A 2,304-nucleotide genomic window follows, 5' to 3' on the forward strand; every position below is an offset into this window, starting at 1 on the left:
GCCATGGGCGCGCAAGATTTCAGCTGCGCGCACGGTGGCTGAACGCTCGTTCTCCGCTGCCCTGACCAGGGCATCGGGCGTGTTCAAGCCGTAGGATTCGCCCGCATGAGCGAGAACCCCGACGAGCTTGGCACCGGCAGCGCCGACCCTGCCGGCCACGTCGGGCAATCTCGGGTCGTCCGGCTTCAATCCGCCGCGATGGTCATCGCAGTCCAGTTCTATGAAGACCGATGGCGTCATGCCGGTGACTTGGCGCGCGTCGGCCAAGACATCGGCCTGCTCCACAGTATCGAGCAACAGCTTCACATCAGCGTCGGTACGGCGACAAAGCTCCATGGCGCGCCTGGCCGAAGCCGGCGAGATGCCAACCGCATAAGTGATGTCGCGAAAGCCGTGGTCCGCGAAATATTCCGCCTCGGCGATGGTCGAGACCGTGATCGGACCGGGCTCGCGAGGGAACGCGTATCGGGCGACGTCGATGCTTTTGGCCGTTTTCATATGCGGGCGCAGCACCACGCCAAGCTCCTTGGCACGCTCAGCCAGGCGCTGAATATTGCGCTCGAGCCGTCCGCGATCCAAAAGCAGCGCTGGGGTAATCAAGGCGTCGATCGTCTCAGTCGTCTCGCTCGCTGCCAGGTTTGCCGCCATCTTGTTCATCATCTCGTTTCCTAGGTGAACGACTGGTTTGCCAGCGCGTACATATGGGCTGAGCCCTCGGAGACAGGCCGCTGCCCCTTGACCATGGCAGTCGCCGAGCTGACCTGCTGGAGGCCGAGGCTCTCGAGCCAATCGCCCAATCCATCTTCGGCATAGATATCGATGCGAACGAATTGATCATGAAGCCTAGAAAGCTGCGCCAAGATCAAAAGCCGCGCATCCTGGTCACTCTCGGCCGCACAGGGGCCGATGACATAGCCCCGGCCGACCCTCCTGCTGATGGCGTAGCCGGCAATCCGCCCGTCGCGTTCGACTACGACGACCTTGCCCACATCGGCGAGTGCCGCGACCATCGATGGTCGCGGCATGCCCGTGGCCCGTTCATCGAACGCCTGGATCGCGGCGAGGTCGGAGATCGTCGCCTGACGCACACCGTTACCGCCCCCCCGCGTCACCGCAGTGGTCAGCAGGCCTTGGTGCTGGAGCACCGTGCCCCAGCCAGTGAAGCCGCGGCGCTTGTAAAGCGCGAGCCCCTCTTCGGTGGACGTGAGCAGCACATTGCGACACTGCACAGCCTCAAGCAATCCATCAAACAGCCGCGAACCGTTGCCACCGCCTTGCGCAGGGCCAGTGACGATGATCATGCCGACGGTGGCAAAAGCCTTGCCGTAAATCCACGACATGGCGGTACCAATCACCTGCCCTGCCTGCTCGAGAACCAGCCCCCCGCCGACAGTGGCGGCGAATTCCCAATCCTCCAGGCGATAGGGCCAGCCCATCTCCTGCGACAGCTTCAGCGCGCCCGGCAAATGACGGGTTTCCAATATCATCAGTTCGCTAGGGATGACGATGTCTCGCTCGAGTTGGGGGGCCATGGGAGGTGCCGTCTCTTGATCACTGTCGAATTGAAGTGGACCTTAGAATTGCGCCCCAACAGCAGATTTCTCTGCTGTTTTGCCCTTTCAAATAAGCGAGATCATTCGTTTTCGTCAGTTCCTCGGCACGCAAGGTTGCACAAATCAGGCGAAGAAATAGCGGGCAGCTTGAGTCCCCGTTTTGTGATTACCCTCGCTCGGCGTGTCCTCCGCACCCATCCAAAACGGATGCGTTCTCAGCCTCCACGATGGCATAGCCGCGACACGTCTCAGCGATGAGCGCTTGATGCTCAGAAGGAATTTCGGATGATCTACATCAGCGAAGACGAGTCAGCCGCCCTTGTCACGCATGAACTTGCCTTCGAGGCGGCGCGGGAGGCGCTCGTGGCAGCAGCATCGGGGCAGAGCTGGGTCTTCCCTGCTGTCATCGGGCGCACGCAGGAGGCGAGCAATACCTTCTCTATCAAATCCGGCTCGTCGGACGACCTGACCGGAGTGAAAATCGGCTCCTTCTGGTCAGGCAACCCGGCACGTGGCCTTCCCCGCCACAACTCCACCATCGTGCTGCTCGATCAGAATACAGGACGGCTCCGCGCCGTAATCGAGGCCGGAAAGGTGAACGCCTACAGGACGGCCGCAGCCGACGCGGTTGCAGCTGATCTTCTTGCGCGCAAGCAGGCCAAGGTTCTGGCGATATTCGGCGCCGGCAACCAGGCGGGCTTCGAAGTGAGAGCGCTGGCACGCATCCGCGCAATCGAAAGCGTGTTGGTGG

Annotated in this window: 2 protein-coding genes and 1 pseudogene; 1 reads left to right on the forward strand and 2 read right to left on the reverse strand. The window is 61.8% G+C overall.

The genetic code is table 11. The features are described 5' to 3' along the window. Together EN925_RS32450 and EN925_RS32455 are read right to left on the reverse strand one after the other, a co-directional pair. On the reverse strand, nucleotides 1-657 hold a 657-nt coding region (locus EN925_RS32450; RefSeq protein ID WP_206633047.1), incomplete at its 3' end, for an alanine racemase. Between the two features lie 11 nt (nucleotides 658-668). Continuing rightward, a complete protein-coding gene (locus EN925_RS32455; RefSeq protein WP_128337228.1) occupies nucleotides 669-1,532 on the reverse strand; it encodes a GNAT family N-acetyltransferase in 864 nt (287 codons plus the stop codon). A 306-nt stretch (nucleotides 1,533-1,838) separates the two neighbouring features. Here EN925_RS32455 and EN925_RS32460 point away from each other — a divergent pair. After that, a pseudogene (locus tag EN925_RS32460) lies at nucleotides 1,839-2,304 on the forward strand (ornithine cyclodeaminase family protein); the annotation flags it as partial.

The sequence above is a fragment of the Mesorhizobium sp. M7A.F.Ca.US.006.04.2.1 genome (genome assembly GCF_004022915.1).
Taxonomy (GTDB): Bacteria; Pseudomonadota; Alphaproteobacteria; order Rhizobiales; family Rhizobiaceae; genus Mesorhizobium; species Mesorhizobium ciceri.

Bases quoted from the DNA above. Each gene is read 5' to 3' on its own strand.
- EN925_RS32455 (WP_128337228.1), bottom strand. From the start codon at position 1,532: ATGGCCCCCCAACTCGAGCGAGACATCGTCATCCCTAGCGAACTGATG.